This window comes from Kangiella sp. HZ709 (genome assembly GCF_009674675.1).
Lineage (GTDB): Bacteria > Pseudomonadota > Gammaproteobacteria > Enterobacterales > Kangiellaceae > Kangiella.
Window position 1 is genome coordinate 1420280 of the sequence record NZ_WKJC01000001.1, and the last position, 18382, is coordinate 1438661.

Here is an 18382-nt window from a genome sequence, read left to right on the forward strand (position 1 = left end):
ATATGTGGGCTGGCTTTAGGAGATCAAGGGGATTTTTAAGAAAAACTTTAATTTTTTGTGGTTATTTGACCACAACGCTCGACTACCTCAGTTTAAGAACCCTTGACCCAAAAGAGCCAAGGGATTTAGGGTTAGATTACAATAGGGAAATTATCATCCATTTGGGCTTGAACACTAGCAACCATAACATTAATTATTCCAGCTCCATGATCTGTATAACTACCGACATCAGGGAAATTAGGTAAATCTGTTATTTCAATACCAGTTCTAGCCTTCAAATTCCTTTTTGATCCAGGATTCATAATACATCCTGCCGCAATATGAGGCGAATGATGGTTAGTGCGGGTACCATTCGGATTTATTACTTTTCCAATCATACTATGAATAATTTCATGAGCTAAAGTTTCACCGATTAATCGACCAACCAAATCAATCAATAAAGAGTTTAAGCGCGCATCAGGAGAACCCAATGAGGCTATTTTGCTTACTAATTGATTCACGGCATCATCAAGTATTGAAACCACTGGGTCGTCATATTCTCCTGAGTAAATTTCAATACTCTCATTAAACACTGTCGGACCAAAAGCTCCCCCTACAGGTATGGTAATTCCATAGGTTTCATCAGTTGGATCTTCATCTTTGAGTGTAGCTACTGAAATCTTGTCCGCAGCTACGCCTGCACCAGAATATTGAGCAGGTAAAGTCTCGTTTTGAGCTCCCACTTGCCATATCATTCTGACATTAGATGTGCTTAGGAGCTGCTCCGCAGTCGCTTTAATTGCGGTAACCACTTTATCCTTATCCGCGGTCAAACCGTAATTAGATAGCGCATTATCAAATTGAGCCGAATCTTCGTTAACAAAAATAAATTGAGGTATTACAATCGGAATATCCATGCTTGAACCAAGTTGATTGTTCGCACTATCAAAAACTTTAAATTGGATCAGATGCTTACCAGGTATCAAAGCACTAACATCCGTTACCATTGAGTTTTTTGCACTAAAGGCAACTGCCCCAGGATTAGCGCAAGACCATTCCACTTTAGCTCCTTCGGGCATACTATCGACAGTTGCTTCCATTTGTATTTGGCCAGTCTTATTACCTGCAATTGCTCCAAAGGTTAATTGATCGCGATTAGCTGGCCTAGTCAAAACCGCCGTAATAGCATTTGGGTCATCCCCTGCTGGAATATTTGCTCCACCAACCAAAGCATTTGAAGCAGCATTTCCTTGTGATTGCGTCAATGCACCGGACTCAACAGCTTTTTGAATGGTTTGTAGATGATCCCTAAGTTGAGCTGGGTTAGTAGAGCGCACCATTTCACTGACTACTGCTTGAGTTGGATCACTACTGCCTGCAGCTGATGTATTAGCACCCTTTCCGCCGGACCCAGAAGGAGTTGATTTAATGCCTGTTGTGCCTGGTTTTGCACCACTGCCACCTTTACCACCGCTACTAGGAATAGGCACACCTGTATAAGCAGATACCAAGCCACGTACTACATCACCAGCTATCGCATTCATTGCAGCCCTGTGCTGCCTAGTACTAGTAAATGCCTCCTTAGTAGCACTATCAATAAACTGTAATAACTCAGCTCCTCTTGATAAGTCTCTAAATATATCTGGTGTACTTAAGGTATTAAGAGCAGCAGTCATACCAGTGGGATCTGGTAAGCCTGGCACATTTTGCAAATTAACAATCGGTGCAGCTAACGGAGTCGGGGTTGTATTTCCTCGTGAAGCGCGAGTTCCAGGCGTGATCCCTGTAATTGCCGGAGCATTCTTAGCGCACGCTTGCTCAGGATCGATAAAACGCTCAACATCGCGTTTCTCAGTAGCATTACAACAAGATAGATACACCTCACCAAATATACCTCTAGTTGGCATAGTAACGACTCTGCTGGAAACCACGAACTCAGGTGGCTCTACTTGGATAAACCTATGCCCTTCCAGTAACTCAAAAGCAACATAGTTACCTAAGACTCCTACCGGCCTATTAACAATATTATCCAATAAAGATTCACCATTCATTTCATACTGATCAAAACGAATAGCTCTTCTATCTGGATCTTCTCGTAACCAAATAGCGCGCATATAACGCATAGGGTGGGACTGAATATGTGCAATCAGCTCTTGTAAACGACAATAATCTCTATGTTCCCTGCCACGATAATTCTCAAAGTTAACTTCAACATCTGAGATTGGTATCATCACAAAAGGGTTTTCATTATCAAGCGTAGTATTAACGGCCCCAACATTTAATCGAAATGATTGAGGAGTAGGAACAAATCTCGAACGATCAGTTCTTGTGGTTATTTCAACACGTTCTAATTTATGTTTGGTCGATTGAGCCAATAAATCATTCAAAAAATCGCCACCCATACTGAAAGGCCCAAAGTCTATACTTTGAGCTGATTCGGCAGGGTCAAAGGAAACTCTCAACTCTTTTAAATCATCTGCTCGTACAGGTAACGAAACGAAATCCACAGGCCCGCTCTTACCAATCGCACCTCTCGGTTCTAAAGTAACGCTTTGACCCGAGTCAGTTTCAATGCTTAAGGAAATTCCTTTTCTCCAGGAGCGGTCCAGATCAACTCTCCAACGGGAAAAAGTTGCAAACGGTTGTTCAATATCATAAACATCACTGCAATGTAATAAACGCGAAAGTGAATTAAAGGCTCTGCGGTACTTTCGAGGAACCATTCTTCTTAACTTTCTAGAATATCTGTCTAAAAATCGAGTTATGGGTCTAGAAGGCGCTTTAACGAACTTATCAAAGCTAGGAATTTTATCGAAAATATCATCATCAATTTCGTAAGGTACTAAAACTACTGGCTTTTCCTCAACCAGCTCAGTTTTGACCGCATAGTGAGAAACAACCGCTGAATACATCAAGTTCATAACGTGGTTTTTGTTATGATTATGGATATTGCGAGTGTTGATTCTTTCCGACTCTCTTTGCCTAGAAGTCGTCACGACCGTGGAACGCTGGGATCTAAAAGCCGAGGCTTTCTGAGTAACGGTATCGGAGATATCCTGCACAGTGGATGTGTGCAAATCTCTTCTACCTGAGGTATTACTGGAAGTTTTACCGCCACCACCACCAATACTAAATATGCCTAAATCTAAACTTGCTCCACCACCTCCAGAGGCAGATGAACCAGACTGCTTTTCAGTTAGAACAGCATCAACGACTTCATCAATCGAGCGATCATGATTAAGCTCATGCGCAAGCTTTTCACGTGAAGTCGTTTGTTCAACACGAGAGTCACGCTCACTTCGCTGCCAATCGATAACGGTGATATTTATATCTTCGCAAGGCGCCAAAGAAGTAGAATACAGAAGCTTCCCTAGCCCTTGCCCTACTGGATACCAACCTTGCTTATATAAGTTTGCAAAACCTAAAACTAAATTACCACCTGTTACAGAGTAAGTGCTTTCCTTTTCATCGCCAAAAGGGATTGGGCCTGTAACTTTATTTCTATCGACCTCTCTTTTGCCATCAAATACAATATCTGTATCAGTTACTCTAACAATTTGCCTAAAATGATATTCAGCACTTGCAAATTCAGTTCGAGGTCTCAAACAACAATTACCATCAACATGCTCCTCATTCAGACCAAAGGAATCAGGAGAAACCAGAATATCGATATCATCTGGGTCTTCTACTGTTCCAGGTTTTTCTGCACCTACCTGGTCAGTAAAAATTTCTGGAAAGTCCAGCTCTTTATCCTTAGGAATGACAAAAATATGTGCCGACCCTAGCTGGTGCTGAAGTGCCACTTCAGATAATGATAATGCTTGTACATATTTAGATTGACTATCTGCCGCTCCTATTTCAACTTTTAATTCAGAGTACGCATCTCTTGGTACTCGAGTAAAGTTAACCGAAGCATAGCCCTTGGCATCAGTCTGCCCTTGCTTCAAAACCACCTCTTTTCCATCGGTGGTTGATTTAGCTTTTACCGAAAAAACGGCATTCCGTGCTAATTGACTGGATTCATTGGTAACTTTAAATCTAAGTTTTCCAATATTTTCTTGAGGCGTGATTACGTCATTCTCTATTAAATTAACATTTCTTGGCCCGTAGCCTGTGAGTTGTGGGGGGACTATATGTTGTGATGCCTTCAATGCAAAATCTTTGCTGTTAAAATTTTTTGCTTCAATTAATTCCGAAGGCTCCAAACGAATAATTTCTTCAGTTTCCTCAAGCCCAAACAGTTGACTGGCTCCTGGCACATCTTTAACCACTTCAAGTAGCTCAGACATTTCACCTTCAAGTATTTTTCCTTTTCTAATAATACTATCTGCCGCTTTATCTTCTCCTTTTATTCTGAGGTCTTCCGCTTCCTTTTCTAATTTAGACATTTCTGCCTGGACACGATGCACTTTATGCTTAAAGCCATCAATAATCTCTTTTGAATTTAAAACTTCCTTCCTTAGCACAGCTCCTTTACTCTTACTTGAAGAGTATTGCTTTGACTTGGGAGGAGATTTGCTTTTTGAGGATTTTACACTAGCCTTATTAGTTACCTCAGTGGGTTTCTTAGCCATAACGATCTCCTTTAACTTTAATTCCATTTCATCGCAAACCTTTTGCGAATTTAATAAATTAAACTTAAAAAAGCCTTAAAAATAGATGTCTAATATTTTAACAAGGCTAATTTGCATTGGCTTATTTGAGCTGGTATCGATTAATGCAAGAGTGCATTGCCAAGCTGAGTAGCAGTTCACTATTTGTTAAATAAATTTACAACCTAATAAAGTCACTTTGAAAAAAAAGTGAATGAAAATGCAATAAAGTGAAAAAAAATGTCACTTTAGTCTATATATTTTACAAAAAATAAGTTTAGGTTTTGCTGAATTAGCGAGGGTTGAATAAAAACTCAAATTTTTTATGGGCTTTGTGCTAACTTTAATCTATTCATTCTAAAAGAGGTTCTCTTATGCTTTATAGACTGAGCTTATTATTTATATGTTTACTACTTCATTCATGCGCTCAAAAGAGTGCCCATGTAATAAAAAGTGATAATGAATCAATTAATGAAGTACTGGCTATGCAAAAAGGTTTCTCAGGGCATGTGCTAATTGCTGATAAAAATAAGATCATTTTTAACAATGCTTATGGTACCTCTTCAATAGATCAACCAATGAAGATTTCTGAGCGCTGGAGATGGGCTTCGGTGACTAAACAATTAACTTCTGTTGCCATTATGCAGTTAATTGAAGAAAAACTTCTTTCTTTAGAAACCACTCTTTCAGAATCCATTCCCGCCGAAAATATCCCAAATGCCGATATAATTACCATCAAGGATTTATTGCAGCACACGTCAGGTTTAATTAATGATTCTTCCTTGCCTGATGAGAGCTTTGCAAATGGTTTTAATCCTCGTGATTACTGTAAAGGAATTCCAAAAACAGAGCCAGGAAAGCAGTTTGATTATAATAATTGCGACTATATAGTGCTCGGTCTAATTCTTGAAAAAATTGACCAAAAATCATGGTTCGAAAGCCTTAATGACCGAATTTTTAAACCTGCTAACATGCACTCAATGCAAATAGGTAAGAATAATGGTAATGAAACGGTGACAGGCTTCATAAGAGATCAAGAGCCATCTCCAAAAGTTTATTTGCCTTTATATGAGGCCTCAGGTGAATTAGTTGGAGAAGCTTATGATCTACTAAAATTTAACCGAGCACTACTCAGTAATAAACTACTCAATAACCATTATCGCTCTATACTTTGGAAGTCTAAACCAGAATATGGCTATGCAGCCCTAGGTCAATGGGTTTTTCCCGCCTCTCTGAATAAATGTAATAAAAATTACAATATAGTTGAAAGAAGGGGCGCAATTTCAGGCGTAAAAGTATTAAACCTATTAATCCCAGAAAAAGAAATTAGCATTATTACTTTTATAAACCGAGAAGAGTGGGACTGGGGAGCTATATGGATGCAAAGTGGATTTGCTTACGAGCTTTTAAGTGCAACACTATGCGATTAAACCTTTATATAAAAAAGCCTGAGAGTTACTCAGGCTTTTCAAGAACAATTTATTACTATTTATAATTCTGCATTATGATAAACATTTTGCACATCATCTTGATCTTCTAGCATTTCCATAAATTTTTCGAACATTTCCATATCATCGGCTGGTACTTCGGCCATGACTTTGGGGATAAATTGAATTTCATCAACTTCAAACTCAATTTCTTCAAAGTTTTCGGTTAAAGCTTGCTTGGCTTTCGCGTATTCTGTGTTTGGAGCAAATACAGTAATCATACCTTCTTCATGTTCGATATCAGATACATCCACATCGGCCATCATTAGTGCTTCCAGCACCGCTTCTTCATCATTATGTGGGAACACAAAAATAGCACTGTGATCGAACATATGGCTGACGCTACCTTCTGTACCAATCTTACACTTGGTTTTAGTGAAGCAAAGACGCACTTCACCGAAAGTACGGTTTGGGTTATCCGTCAGGCAATCTACGATTACCATGGTATTGCCCGGACCATAACCTTCGTAACGTGCAACAGCGAAGTCTTCACCAGCGCCAGACGTGGCTTTATCAATGGCGTTTTTAATAACGTGCGCTGGTACCTGGGCACGCTTTGCGGCATCAATCAAGCTACGCAGTGCTAAGTTACCTTCAGGATCGGCACCGCCTTGTTTAGCCACAACATAAATCTGACGACTAAATTTACTGTAAATTTTTGAGTTTTGATTCGAAGTTTTCGCCATCGAATCTTTACGGTTTTGATATGCGCGACCCATAATTGCTTGTCCAAGTAGCCTTTGAAAAATGATGATTTTACAAGTAGTCCAAGCTCAATGAAACCTTTTGCCAATAAAAAAGCCGATATTTAATCGGCTTTCTTCCTTATATTGTATAACTACTGATTGGCTCCTATTTCCTCTTTACAGGCAGAAACCACCTCATCAAGGTGCTGATCTACGGCTGCCTTATCACCTATGGCCTTACTATCAATCACTAAATTGTAATCGGTTTTGTCGGCAACGCACTGACAGAGAGCTAAAGCTTTAAGTTTATCTTGCTCCGGCAAATTAGCCGCTTCAGCTTTACAAGCTTGCAACGTTTTAGTCTTGAGTGAATCCGCAGTATCAATTTCCTCAGACATTGAATTGAAACTCAATAGGCTCAAACCTATCACTAATGAACTAACTATAATGATCTTCTTCATTTTCATTCTCCTGTGATAAATGAGCTTTCGTTCTAACTAAAGAAAATAAAAATAAATGCGTGCCAGTTGGCAAAGGAGTATCAAAAGTAGGTGTTTTTATAGTCTTGTGAACCCCTTTTACCGATTTACTCTATTGGTTAACCCGGCAAAAGTTATCGGGTTCTAACAGACATTGTCTAGTGGTAGAGCTTTATAGTTTTGCATTTAAGTTCCACTATTTTTTACCTTTTGTAAGCCACTTCAAATGGCTACAAATTTACATAAAAAAACCGCGAGCATGTCGCGGTTTTGGTACTTTTTTTTGAACTTATTGAGCGACCACAACTCTTGCGGGTCTTATTAAACGTCCATTCAAGCTATAACCCTTTTGGAACACATCAATCACGGTATTCGATTCATGCGCAGGACTTGGTACCATAGTCATAGCTTCATGCAACTGAGGATCAAAGACTTCTTCGATTGGATTAAGTTGTTCTATTCCAAATTTTTCTAAGGTTGATAACGTCATCTTAAGCGTCAACTCCATGCCTTCTTTCATGGCAATGGACTCTTCATGTTCAGCTTTTTGCGCTAACCCTTGCTCTAAACTATCCACTACCGCCAACATTTCATTAGCAAATTTCTCAATAGCAAATTTTCGTGCATTGGATACTTCGTTTTCACTACGGCGACGAATATTTTCTGCCTCTGCTTTAGTGCGAAGTGCTAGTTCCATATTTTCAGCGGCTTTGGCTTCAGCTTCTTCTAGTGCTTTTTCTAATTCATCTATACGGGCAGCATCGCCAGTTAACTCTTCGCCCAGCAGCTCTTCACCAAGATCGGCCATTATATCTTGCACCTGCTCAGCAGCTGTTTCAACAGCTGCATCTTGTGCAGCCTTAATATCTTCTTGATTTTTAACGTCTTTTTCAGACATGAGATTACTCCAAAATTATCTGGAATGATTTGAAAATTAAGTGGTAGCTATAATAAGGTCTAGGACTCAGAATTCAAGGCGGAAGTAAGGATTTTTGCGGTAATATCAACGATTGGAATCACCTTGTCATAGGCCATACGAGTCGGGCCCACTACAGCCAAGACACCGACCGCCTGACCGTCAATAGAATAAGGAGCACCAACGACCGAACATTGGTTTAAAACGTCATAGCCAGATTCTTCACCAATAAACAGCTGAACGCCATCGGCCGAAAGACATTTGTCTAGCAAACCTAGCATTTGGGTCTTTTCAGCAAAAGCATCAAAAACTGACTGTAAATCAGAAATATCGCCGGTCCCCACATAATTTAGCATCTGTGATTTACCAGTGATCTGTACTTGCTCATCTTGACCATCATCATTAGCAAAACCTTTTTCGGCTACTGCCATCATGGAGCTCATCATTTCATCCATCTGCGCCTTGTCTGACTTTAGTTCTTCAAATAACTCGCGACGCACTGTATCTAGTTCTTTGCCTGCATAATGATGATTCACATAATTGGCAGCTTGTTGCAACTCCTCACGACTAATATCAACATCCAACTGGATAACACGATTTTGCACTTCGCCATTATCCAACACTAATATCACTAGCACTTTCTTTTGCGATAAAGACACAAATTCGACTTGTCTGACGCAAGTCACATCACGTCTTGGAACTCGAATTAAACCTGCCATATTAGTCATTTGTGAGAGCATATTAGTCACACTATTCAGCATTTGCCCTGTTTCGGTGGCTTTATCAAGCTGATGCTTTAGTTGATCTTGATAATTTTGCTCAACATCTTTGACCGTTAATAATTGATCAACAAATAATCTTACACCCTGAGAAGTTGGAATACGGCCTGCAGAAGTGTGTGGTGATGCCAATAAACCCATCGCTTCTAGGTCGTGCATTACGTTACGAATGGTGGCTGGGCTCACACTAAGCTGCGACTGCTCTAATAAGGTTTTCGAGCCAACAGGCTGACCGCTAGAGATATAAGTCTCTACCAAAGTCTTCATTAAGGTCTGGGCGCGCTGATCGAATTTACTCATCTTATTTGTTTTTCTGATTTCTGAAGCAAAGATTTTGCTTTGCTTGAATATTCTGTTGTTTATTTATCTGCCTATATATTGTTAAATATGGGTCAATAAATCAATTACAAGTTTCTGTTTTTAATAAACATTCAAAACAGCGAAATAGGACCTTCATTGAAAGTCGATAAAAAACTGACATTTTCAACCATTGGGATCATGGGTAAGCCAAAACACAAAGAAGTTGGCGAGACCATAATCACTCTCTTCAACTTCTTGCAGCAAGAAGATTACAGCTTGTTAGTTGAAGATCGAGTTGCTTGTGATTTAGCAATCCCAAATGATCAACAAGTCACCTGGCAAACCCTTGGTGAGCGCTGCGATTTAGTCATTGTCATTGGTGGTGATGGTTCTATGCTTTATGCCGCTCGCTTGATGAGTGATTACGACATCCCATTACTAGGTGTTAACCGTGGTTATTTAGGTTTTTTAACTGACATTCAGCCGCAGCAAGTATGCGAGAAAGTTGCAGAAGTGTTAGCTGGTGAATACACCGAAGAACGTCGTTTTTTATTAGAGGCTGAAATTGATGGCGATCAAGGCTCGGAAAATCCGCGCTTTAGTGATGCCGTGAATGACATTGTCCTTTACCCTGGTGAAATCTCACGCATGATCGAGTTTGAGGTTTATATTAATGATTCTTTCGTTTATAGCGTCCGCGGTGATGGTCTTATCATTTCCACGCCAACTGGCTCTACGGCTTATTCGCTTTCTGCAGGTGGCCCAATCATGTCACCTGCGATTAATGCCATCTCTTTAGTGCCGATGTTTCCACATACCCTATCCAGTCGCCCTATCTCCATCAGCGCCGACTCTAAAGTCGATATTGTGTTTAGTAAAGATAATCAAAATGAAGCGCGCTTAAGCTGTGACGGTCAAGTTCGCTTCCCAGTGATGCCCGGCGAAAAATTCTGTGTGCGTAAACGGCAACAAGAAATGTGGTTGTTACACCCTAAAGATTATGACTATTTCCGCCTATTAAGAACCAAGTTGGGCTGGGGCTCAAAGCTCTAATCTAGACTAGCTATTTATGCTCAACAGTATTCATATTAAAGACTTTGCCATTATTGAGCAGCTCGATTTAGAGCTGAAGTCTGGCATGACCGTTATTACTGGCGAAACCGGTGCTGGTAAATCCATTGTTGTGGATGCGCTCGGCTTTGCTTTAGGTGCGAGGGCTGACTCTGGAGTCGTTCGTCATGGTGCTAAAAGAGCGGAAATTAGCGCTGTTTTTGATATTGAAAAACTACCACAAGTTTTAGCATGGCTGGATGAACAAATGTTAGATGAGGAGCAAGATTGTATTTTGCGCCGCGTCATTAATCATGATGGACGCTCCAAAGCATTTGTTAATGGGCAGCCAGTTAATCTTACTCAACTGTCCCAGCTTGGTGATTTATTAGTAGATATCCATGGGCAGCATGAGCATCAATCTTTGTTCAAGCCGCAAACTCATTTGCAACTATTAGATCGTTATGCAGGTTTATCCGATAAGGTTACTAACCTCACTAAGCTGTCGAAAGATATCCATAAGGTTCAAACTCAACTGAATGACTTTCAAGCAGCTCTAAAAGATAAAAATGACCGCAAAGATCTTATTAAATATCAATTAGAAGAATTATCCAAAGCGCCAGTTGATCAAGTAGAGCAAATTGAAAATGAGCATAAGCGCGCAGCCAATGCCAGTCAGCTATTGGAAAAAGGTCAGTTTAGCTTGTCTGCCATTAGCGAAGATGAGCAGAGCATTTCGAGCCTACTCAACTCAGTCGCAGGACAAATTAATCAGCTTTATTCTGTTGATGAGAATTTAAAAAACACCAACGATCTACTGCAATCAGCTTTAGTAGAAATTGATGAAGCCAGTTCTGAGCTACGCAACTACTTAGACTCTATAGAAATCGATCCAGAGCACTTTCAGCGATTGGATCATGATATTTCACTGCTGCATGATTTATCCCGCAAGCATCAAACCGAAATACAACAGCTACCGGATGTTTTAGCGCAATTAGAGTCTGAGCTAGGTCAATTAGCCGGTGATGAAGCGAGCTTTGAAGCGCTTGAAGTGGAATTAGCTAAATTGCACAAGGATTACGCCAAACAAGCCGAACTAATTAGTAAAAAACGCCACACCGCCGCCAAGAAATTAAGCAAAGAAATTATCGAACTGATGTCTCAGTTAGGGCTTGGTTCAGGCGTCTTTGAGATTGCCTTTAATTCAATGGAAGAAACTGCCTATAAAGCCAATGGACTAGAATCGGCTGAATTTATGGTTTCTACCAACCCGGGGCAAAAACCAATGCCGCTGCGTAAAGTGGCTTCTGGTGGCGAGCTTTCGCGGATCAGTTTAGCCTTGCAGGTCATTAATGCTCAAACCACTCAATTACCCACCTTAATTTTTGATGAAGTCGATGTAGGGATTGGCGGTGGTACTGCTGAAATTGTTGGAAAACTTTTGCAATCACTCGGCGAAAAAGCACAGATCTTAACGGTTACTCACCAAGCACAGGTAGCCGCTCAAGGTCATCAACACTTATTAGTGGCCAAATCACAAACCAAAGACTCAACTTCTAATCAAATGATTGAGATTTCACAAGCGCAACGTGTTGAGGAAATCGCAAGAATGATTGGCGGCGTAGAAATCACTGAAACAATAATAAATCACGCCAAAGAATTATTAGAATCATAATGGATAATATTGATACGAAATACTATCTTACTTTTTATACAAATCAATCCAAGCAAACTTTTTCTAAATAAAAAGTTTGCTATAGTATTGATAAGTCCCCGAATAAATTGCTAACTATGTCATTCAGAACATTAGTCTTTCTATCAATACTTTATGCCTTGGTAGCTTGCGGAGGAGGCTCTGAGTCTGAACCCAACCCTACGCCTTCACCCCCCAGCGGTGGTAATAATCAGCCTCCCTTCGGAGGGACTATATTTGTTAACTCAGACATTATCACTGAAAGTGATCCAACTACATTTGTTTCTTTAACCAGTCTCGGTATTGAGCCTCGCTTGATGTTTGATAGGAGAGAAAACCGCTTTATTACTGTCGATGCATTTTTATTTAATGCTTTATATGACAACAGTCATAGTGTTGAAGTACAGGTTAATATTGAATTTGAAACAGAGAACCAAGCACAACAAGAAGCATTATTTTATGCCACTGAAATCGGTCGATTGCCAGAAATTTTAAGAAAAGACTTAGAAACCGTTTGGATACATAAAGGGGTAGAACTATTTGGAGGAGGTAATAACAATATATTAATCCATACCGGACAAACCCCTAATTACATTGCCGATAATATTCTAGAGGAAGTTTTAATTCACGAGGCCGCTCACACATCCTTGGATGCAGAACATGCTCAATCGACTGGTTGGCTCAATGCCCAAAATTTAGATAACCACTTTATTTCTGATTATGCGCGTGATAATCCAACTAGAGAAGACATAGCAGAAAGCTTTTTATTGTATATTGCCACTCGATATCGGGCAGATAGGATCCCAAACTCCTTAAATCAGACCATCAACGACACTATATCCAATCGCATAGACTATTTTGATTCTCAGGGTTTTAATGTTTACCCAATTGAATAGCTATTTTTTGGGTCTAACGTATAAAACAAGACTGTGATCAACAATCTCAACACCATGCTTTTCGGCAATTTTGTGTTGTAATTCTTCAATTTCATCGCTGATAAATTCAATCACGGTACCATCGTCCACATTCACCATATGATCATGATGTTCGCCATCATCCATCTCAAAGACCGAATGACCACCTTCAAAGTTATGACGTGTGACCAGTCCGGCTTGTTCAAACTGAGTTAAAACGCGATAAACCGTCGCTAAACCAACATCATCGCCAGCTTCTAATAGCTTTTTGTAGACATCTTCGGCACTTAAATGACGCTCCTCGGAACTTTCCAGAATTTGCATAATCTTAACTCTGGGTAAAGTAACCTTTAATCCAGCTTTTTTTAGTTGTTTGTTTTCCAAAATTAAAACTCCGATAGCATTAAGCGACGAAATGATTATACTATGGCGAAATTGAATGAAAAGTCATTAGTCGCGCTAATTCGGACTAATATGAGTAATTAACAAGGTTTTCAATGAGAAATGTAATTATAGCTGTTGCAGCCATCACTATCAGTATTTTGAGTGGCTGTGTATACAAGCCAAATATTCAGCAAGGCAACGTGCTGAATCAAAAAGAAATCAATCAAATTCGCCCGGGTATGACTAAAGAACAAGTTCGTTTTGTGTTGGGCAACCCTGTTTTAAATACTAACTTGGAGAATAATACTTGGTATTACCTGTATTATTTAATCCCATCGAGAGGCGATAGAATTGAAAAGCGCATGATTTTGACTTTCGAGGATGATAAATTAGCCACTATTCAAGGGACTGAGAAACCCGAAATCGAAGAATAGATAGCTCTCTTTATCACAAATAATTGCAAATAAAAAAGCCACTAACGTTTAGTGGCTTTTGTTTTACAGAATAACTTATCTACTTCTTCATGCTCTCTTCAAACTCTTTCGTCAACATATCTTCCATATCTTGAGGGATCTTTTTCTTTGGCGAAAGACTAATCATCGAAATCACTTGTTTCAATTGAAGAATATAACGGCTACAGGACTTACACATAAAAAGGTGAAATTTATATTTAAATCGCTCCCAGCGACTTAAATCACCTTCTAGGTACTCACTACCATTTTCAATTAGTTTCTTACAGCTTAACATTGCCCAGTCCTCTGGAAGTGCGCAACCATTTGTTGCATTCGATCTCTTGCCCTATGCAACAGTACTCGTGCATTAGATGAGCTGACTTCTAGTATGTTACAGATCTCTTCCATATCCATACCGCCAACATCTCTTAAATTCAAAACCTGCTTTTGGTTATCCGGTAAAAGCTCTAAATGCTTATCAAAGCACTCTTGCAACTCATTAGCCGATAGCAATTCATCGGGCGAAGCATTATCCCATTCTGAATTGGTTTCATTCCAATGACCGCGGTTGTCAAAACGCGGATCGGTTGCCCAAGATTCATTAACCGCTTCTAGACTAACTGAGCGAGACTCTTTACGTAATCGAGTCTTAGCTTCATTGGCTACAATCCGAATCAACCAGCTTTTTAATTTAGAGCGACCTTCAAATTTAGGCAAAGCGCGAATGCCAGAAACCCAAGCTTCTTGCACCACTTCGTCGGCAATAGCAGGGCCGGCAATTGCATAAGCAACTGAGTACATAGAAGGGTAATAGGCTTTCACTACTTTACTAAATAAAGCTTGATTGTTATTCAACAGGCCTTGAATTAACTCGCTTTCTTCAGGTAAATTTTTGTCACTCATAGAATTGTTTTCCACTATGATAGTCATCATTATTGATACAAATGATGAATTTCTTTGATCATTCAAGCATTTATGACAAAGTATAGGCATATTTTTGTAATTCGCAACCATAACTGATTACTGGAAAATCGAACTATGAACTCAGTTGCCGTCATGTCTTTTGTTAAAACAGCCTTAGAATGGGTTGGTGCTTTTTTAGTTTTTGCTTTGCTAATTTTGCTATTAGTAGTTCTAGTGCTATATGTCATTGATAGAACACAAAAAAAACAAACTATTCGTCGTAATTATCCCGTCATTGGGCGCTTTCGTTATTTTTTCGAACACCTTGGAGAATTCTTTAGACAATACTTTTTCGCCATGGATCGGGAGGAAATGCCTTTCAATCGCGCTGAGCGAAGCTGGGCATATCGCGCCGCCAAAAATGTTAGCCGCACCATGGCGTTCGGTTCCACCCGTAATTTAAACCCTACTGGTTCGGTCATGTTTTTAAATGACCCTTTTCCAATCTTACAAAAAGATGCCCAAGCCACTAAACCCATTCAGTTTGGGCCTTATGCTAAACAACCCTACGCTGCTCCAAGTTTCTTTAATATATCCGCCATGAGCTTTGGCGCACTTTCACGTAAAGCGGTCATTGCTTTATCTAAAGGTGCAGAAAAAGCAGGCTGCTGGATCAATACCGGAGAAGGCGGACTGTCCCCTTATCACTTAGAAGGTGGAGGCGATGTCATTTTCCAGTTTGGTACAGCAAAATACGGTGTAAGGAACGCAGCTGGTGAATTGGACGATGATAAATTAAAAGCCATCAGCAATAATGCTCAAGTTAAAATGATCGAATTAAAAATGAGTCAAGGGGCCAAGCCTGGTAAAGGTGGCTTATTGCCAGCAGAAAAAGTAACTGCCGAAATTGCTAAAATTCGAGGGATCCCACAAGGCGAAGCTTCAATCAGCCCAAATGGTCATCCGGAAATCACCAGTGTTTCCGACTTATTAGACTCCATTAATCACATTCGTGAACTAACAGGAAAGCCGGTTGGCTTTAAGGCTGTGATTGGCTCGCATCAATATTTGGTTGATTTGATGCGTGAGATTAATACCAGGGGCATAGAGTCAGCACCCGATTTCATTTCCATAGATAGCGCCGATGGTGGTACCGGTGCTGCGCCCCAGCCTCTGTTTGATTATGTGGGTTTGCCATTAAAAGAAAGCCTGCCACTGACCATCGATTTACTAGAACAAAATGGCCTTCGTGAACGAATTAAAGTCATTTGTTCGGGAAAAATGATTACTCCCTCAGGCGTTGCTTGGGCAAAAGCTATCGGTGCTGACGTCGTCGTTTCTGCGCGTGGTTTCATGTTTGCATTGGGATGCATCCAAGCACTGCAATGCAATAAAAACACTTGTCCAACGGGCATTACCACTCATGATGAAGAGCTACAAGAAGGCTTAGTGATATCCGATAAACTTGAACGCGTATATCACTATCATAAAAATATGATCAAAGCCGTAGAGATGATTGCGCACTCCTGTGGTGTTAAGTCTGCGCACGATTTGAAAAGAGAACACGTTAGAGTTGTAACAGAAACCGGTTTATCGACTCCATTAGATAAGTTACATCCTTACCAAGAAAACGAAATAGAAACGAAACAGTTGTAGATTTGAACACAACTCAGGTTTCAGGAGAATAAATATGCAGGCACTAATCGAACTTTATTACCGTTTCCATGAATGGTTATTCGGTAAATTAAAACACCTTTCAGGACTACCAATATTACTAGTTCGACTTTATTTAGGGCCAATACTGATTGTTGCAGGTGTTAATAAATACGCCAATATTGATGATATTATTAGTTGGTTCGGCAACCCTGACTGGGGGCTCGGTCTACCTGCTCCTGCGTTAATGGCTTACTTAGCAACTTTGACTGAGATCATTGGCGGCTGGGCATTAGTCTTAGGCATAGGGGTCCGCTGGGTTTCTATTCCATTAATGATCACTATGGTTGTTGCTGCGGTAACTGCACATCTTGATAATGGTTGGAGTGCTATCGCTTCTGGCAATGCAGAAACAAGTGTTGGAAAATTCTGGTCATGGTTTGGCTTTGGTGATGCAGCAGCCAATCAAGCAGCTGCAGAAGAAGTCTCCAGTCGCGTTAGCAAAGCTCGAGAATTATTAGAAACTCATGGCAATAGCAGCTGGTTAAATGCAAAAGGTAATTTTGTAATTCTACAAAATGGCATCGAGTTTGCTGCAACTTACTTTATTATGTTGTTTGTTTTATTGTTCAGTGGTGGTGGCAAATACTTCTCCATCGATTACTGGCTAAACCGTTTCTTTAGTAAACATACAACCGAACTAAGTTATTAATTCAAAAGGCGCTTTAAGCGCCTTTTTTGATCCTGCATTTATTACCTTTAGCTTGCTATGAAATAAACTGCAACTCCGACCACAAAGTCTATAGAATGAGCGTATGATCCTTTGCCATCAACAGTAATAAATATTCGTTATGAGTAAATACTTTCAACAATCTTTAGATATCCACCGCTATATGCGTGGTAAATGGGCTATAAAATCCAAAGTGCCATTACAAAACCGTGATGACCTTTCTACTGCTTATTCACCAGGCGTTGCTGCCGTATCGAATCATATCGCTAGCGACAAAGCTTCTAGCTATACCTTAACCATGAAAGGGAACTCAGTCGCAATCGTTTCCGACGGATCAGCCGTTTTAGGTTTAGGAGATATTGGTCCAGAAGCCGCTTTACCCGTTATGGAAGGCAAGGCAATTCTATTTAAAGAGTTTGCAGATATCGACGGTGTACCGCTGGTGATTGATGCTGAGAGTGTTGATGAAATCGTTACTACAGTAAAAACCGTTGCGCCTACTTTCGGCGGTATCAATTTAGAAGATATAGCGGCCCCAAAATGTTTTGAAATTGAACAAAAACTTCAGGACATCGGCATCCCAGTTTTTCACGACGATCAGCATGGAACCGCCATTGTTTTATTGGCTGCTTTAATTAATGCATGCAAAGTTACCGGTAAAGACATTTCATCCTTAAAAGTCGTCATTAATGGTGCTGGTGCCGCAGGAACCGCTATCGCCAGATTGCTTCGCTGTGTTGGTCATGATCCAAGTGCCTGTATTCCAGTAGAAGATGTTTTGGTATGTGACTCAAAAGGGATTATCTCTAAAAATCGTGACAACCTAAATAATGAGAAAATTAAATTATTAGCTTACACCAACCGTTTTCATCGCGATGGTAACTTGTTAGACGCGCTAAAAGACGCCGACGTTTTCATTGGTGTTTCTAAAGGAAATCTTCTTACTGGTGATGACATCAAGTTAATGAATAAAGATCCTATCATTTTAGCCATGGCCAACCCCATTCCTGAGATTATGCCCGATGAAGCACTTGCCGCAGGGGCGTCTGTGGTAGGCACAGGTCGTAGTGACTTCCCCAACCAAGTGAACAATGTGCTGGCGTTCCCTGGAATATTCCGTGGAGCATTAGATGCACGCGCTACCAAAATCAGTGAAGGCATGAAAATTGCCGCTGCCCATGCGTTAGCGGGATGTGTTACCAAACTATCAGCCTCGCATGTATTACCCGATCCGCTTAATCGGAACGTAGCACAAAAAGTATCAGAAGCAGTTAAGCAAAGAGCTATAGAAGAAAAGCTACAAAGACCAGACTAATCGTTGCTACACATTTCAATGCGTTCAATAGCTTGATGTAAATAGTTTGAGCTACTTATCATAATTGTAT

At 40.2% G+C, this 18382-nt stretch carries 16 protein-coding genes; 8 read left to right on the forward strand and 8 right to left on the reverse strand.

Annotated features, from left to right (window positions below; translation table 11 throughout):
• Positions 1-131 precede the first annotated feature (131 nt).
• Positions 132-4553, reverse strand: coding sequence for a hypothetical protein (locus GJS41_RS06580; RefSeq protein ID WP_154246491.1), 4422 nt, complete (start codon positions 4551-4553; stop codon positions 132-134).
• Positions 4554-5056: 503 nt separating this feature from the next.
• Here GJS41_RS06580 and GJS41_RS06585 point away from each other — a divergent pair.
• Positions 5057-6001, forward strand: coding sequence for a serine hydrolase (locus GJS41_RS06585; protein WP_195758351.1), 945 nt, complete (start codon positions 5057-5059; stop codon positions 5999-6001).
• Between the two features lie 59 nt (positions 6002-6060).
• On the opposite strand, the gene GJS41_RS06590 is transcribed toward GJS41_RS06585, so the two are convergent.
• From GJS41_RS06590 to hrcA, 4 genes are all read right to left on the reverse strand, one after another.
• A complete protein-coding gene (locus GJS41_RS06590; protein WP_154246493.1) occupies positions 6061-6777 on the reverse strand; it encodes a YebC/PmpR family DNA-binding transcriptional regulator in 717 nt (238 codons plus the stop codon).
• A 119-nt stretch (positions 6778-6896) separates the two neighbouring features.
• Entirely contained in the window at positions 6897-7205 is a 309-nt protein-coding gene (locus GJS41_RS06595) for a hypothetical protein (RefSeq protein ID WP_154246494.1), read from the reverse strand.
• A gap of 307 nt (positions 7206-7512) precedes the next feature.
• Positions 7513-8121 carry a nucleotide exchange factor GrpE gene (gene grpE / locus GJS41_RS06600; RefSeq protein ID WP_154246495.1) on the reverse strand — a complete coding sequence of 203 codons (609 nt, stop codon included), beginning with the start codon at positions 8119-8121 and terminating at the stop codon, positions 7513-7515.
• A 59-nt stretch (positions 8122-8180) separates the two neighbouring features.
• The gene (hrcA, locus tag GJS41_RS06605; RefSeq protein ID WP_154246496.1) at positions 8181-9218 is read right to left on the reverse strand and encodes a heat-inducible transcriptional repressor HrcA; all 1038 of its coding nucleotides are present in this window, start codon (positions 9216-9218) and stop codon (positions 8181-8183) included.
• 156 nt (positions 9219-9374) lie between these two features.
• On the opposite strand from hrcA, the gene nadK reads away from it, so the two are divergent.
• From nadK to GJS41_RS06620, 3 genes are all read left to right on the forward strand, one after another.
• A complete protein-coding gene (gene nadK, locus GJS41_RS06610; protein WP_227551262.1) occupies positions 9375-10271 on the forward strand; it encodes an NAD(+) kinase in 897 nt (298 codons plus the stop codon).
• A gap of 16 nt (positions 10272-10287) precedes the next feature.
• Entirely contained in the window at positions 10288-11943 is a 1656-nt protein-coding gene (gene recN, locus GJS41_RS06615; protein ID WP_154246497.1) for a DNA repair protein RecN, read from the forward strand.
• A 116-nt stretch (positions 11944-12059) separates the two neighbouring features.
• Complete coding sequence (locus tag GJS41_RS06620; protein WP_154246498.1) at positions 12060-12857, forward strand: hypothetical protein; 798 nt, start codon at positions 12060-12062, stop codon at positions 12855-12857.
• Here the strand turns inward: GJS41_RS06620 and fur are convergent, their stop codons facing one another.
• Complete coding sequence (fur, locus tag GJS41_RS06625; protein WP_370515676.1) at positions 12858-13262, reverse strand: ferric iron uptake transcriptional regulator; 405 nt, start codon at positions 13260-13262, stop codon at positions 12858-12860.
• A gap of 110 nt (positions 13263-13372) precedes the next feature.
• Here fur and GJS41_RS06630 point away from each other — a divergent pair, with 110 nt between their 5' ends.
• Complete coding sequence (locus tag GJS41_RS06630) at positions 13373-13693, forward strand: outer membrane protein assembly factor BamE (RefSeq protein ID WP_154246500.1); 321 nt, start codon at positions 13373-13375, stop codon at positions 13691-13693.
• A gap of 79 nt (positions 13694-13772) precedes the next feature.
• Here the strand turns inward: GJS41_RS06630 and GJS41_RS06635 are convergent, their stop codons facing one another.
• Entirely contained in the window at positions 13773-14006 is a 234-nt protein-coding gene (locus GJS41_RS06635; protein WP_154246501.1) for a zf-HC2 domain-containing protein, read from the reverse strand.
• Positions 14000-14614, reverse strand: coding sequence for an RNA polymerase sigma factor (locus GJS41_RS06640; RefSeq protein ID WP_154246502.1), 615 nt, complete (start codon positions 14612-14614; stop codon positions 14000-14002). Before GJS41_RS06640 ends, GJS41_RS06635 begins: the two co-directional genes overlap by 7 nt.
• Before the next feature lie 135 nt (positions 14615-14749).
• On the opposite strand from GJS41_RS06640, the gene GJS41_RS06645 reads away from it, so the two are divergent.
• From GJS41_RS06645 to GJS41_RS06655, 3 genes are all read left to right on the forward strand, one after another.
• Positions 14750-16270: an FMN-binding glutamate synthase family protein gene (locus tag GJS41_RS06645; protein WP_154246503.1), complete on the forward strand. Its 1521-nt coding sequence runs from the start codon at positions 14750-14752 to the stop codon at positions 16268-16270.
• Between the two features lie 34 nt (positions 16271-16304).
• Positions 16305-16979: a DoxX family protein gene (locus GJS41_RS06650; RefSeq protein ID WP_154246504.1), complete on the forward strand. Its 675-nt coding sequence runs from the start codon at positions 16305-16307 to the stop codon at positions 16977-16979.
• Between the two features lie 139 nt (positions 16980-17118).
• Positions 17119-18312 carry an NADP-dependent malic enzyme gene (locus tag GJS41_RS06655; RefSeq protein ID WP_154246505.1) on the forward strand — a complete coding sequence of 398 codons (1194 nt, stop codon included), beginning with the start codon at positions 17119-17121 and terminating at the stop codon, positions 18310-18312.
• Positions 18313-18382: the final 70 nt, after the last annotated feature.

Excerpts from the sequence above, each read along its gene's own strand:
- GJS41_RS06580 (WP_154246491.1), bottom strand. The coding sequence starts at position 4,553 with ATGGCTAAGAAACCCACTGAGGTAACTAATAAGGCTAGTGTAAAATCC.
- GJS41_RS06585 (WP_195758351.1), top strand. The coding sequence starts at position 5,057 with ATGCAAAAAGGTTTCTCAGGGCATGTGCTAATTGCTGATAAAAATAAG.
- GJS41_RS06590 (WP_154246493.1), bottom strand. The coding sequence starts at position 6,777 with ATGGGTCGCGCATATCAAAACCGTAAAGATTCGATGGCGAAAACTTCG.
- GJS41_RS06595 (WP_154246494.1), bottom strand. The coding sequence starts at position 7,205 with ATGAAGAAGATCATTATAGTTAGTTCATTAGTGATAGGTTTGAGCCTA.
- grpE (WP_154246495.1), bottom strand. The coding sequence starts at position 8,121 with ATGTCTGAAAAAGACGTTAAAAATCAAGAAGATATTAAGGCTGCACAA.
- hrcA (WP_154246496.1), bottom strand. The coding sequence starts at position 9,218 with ATGAGTAAATTCGATCAGCGCGCCCAGACCTTAATGAAGACTTTGGTA.
- recN (WP_154246497.1), top strand. The coding sequence starts at position 10,288 with ATGCTCAACAGTATTCATATTAAAGACTTTGCCATTATTGAGCAGCTC.
- GJS41_RS06620 (WP_154246498.1), top strand. The coding sequence starts at position 12,060 with ATGTCATTCAGAACATTAGTCTTTCTATCAATACTTTATGCCTTGGTA.
- GJS41_RS06630 (WP_154246500.1), top strand. The coding sequence starts at position 13,373 with ATGAGAAATGTAATTATAGCTGTTGCAGCCATCACTATCAGTATTTTG.
- GJS41_RS06635 (WP_154246501.1), bottom strand. The coding sequence starts at position 14,006 with ATGTTAAGCTGTAAGAAACTAATTGAAAATGGTAGTGAGTACCTAGAA.
- GJS41_RS06640 (WP_154246502.1), bottom strand. The coding sequence starts at position 14,614 with ATGAGTGACAAAAATTTACCTGAAGAAAGCGAGTTAATTCAAGGCCTG.
- GJS41_RS06645 (WP_154246503.1), top strand. The coding sequence starts at position 14,750 with ATGAACTCAGTTGCCGTCATGTCTTTTGTTAAAACAGCCTTAGAATGG.
- GJS41_RS06650 (WP_154246504.1), top strand. The coding sequence starts at position 16,305 with ATGCAGGCACTAATCGAACTTTATTACCGTTTCCATGAATGGTTATTC.
- GJS41_RS06655 (WP_154246505.1), top strand. The coding sequence starts at position 17,119 with ATGAGTAAATACTTTCAACAATCTTTAGATATCCACCGCTATATGCGT.